This window comes from Shewanella electrica (assembly GCF_022321485.1).
GTDB lineage: Bacteria > Pseudomonadota > Gammaproteobacteria > Enterobacterales > Shewanellaceae > Shewanella > Shewanella electrica.
Window position 1 is genome coordinate 1 of record NZ_JAKOGG010000361.1, and the last position, 265, is coordinate 265.

At 40.0% G+C, this 265-nt stretch carries 1 protein-coding gene; it reads left to right on the forward strand.

What is annotated here, in order from left to right; genetic code table 11:
- Positions 1–210, forward strand: a 210-nt coding sequence (locus tag L9G74_RS20900; protein ID WP_238898677.1) for a hypothetical protein, incomplete at its 5' end; no start/stop codon positions are given.
- Positions 211–265 lie beyond the last annotated feature (55 nt).

Here is a 265-nt window from a genome sequence, read left to right on the forward strand (position 1 = left end):
ATTCAAGAATCTCACCGGCTTCAATCAAAAAGTCCTGCAGAATCTCTTCATCAACACATTATAAATCAGTACAAAAAGGTGACGTATGAGCAGCGGATTGAAAATCCGCGTGTCCCTGGTTCGATTCCGGGTTCGGAATCAATCAGTACACCCACTTTCGCGGTTGTCATGCTCATGACAATATCACTGCCAATAGTTCAGGCGAGTTAACTACGTAAGCTTTGCTTTTTGTGAATAAATACTACTAATTTGATAAAAAATCTAG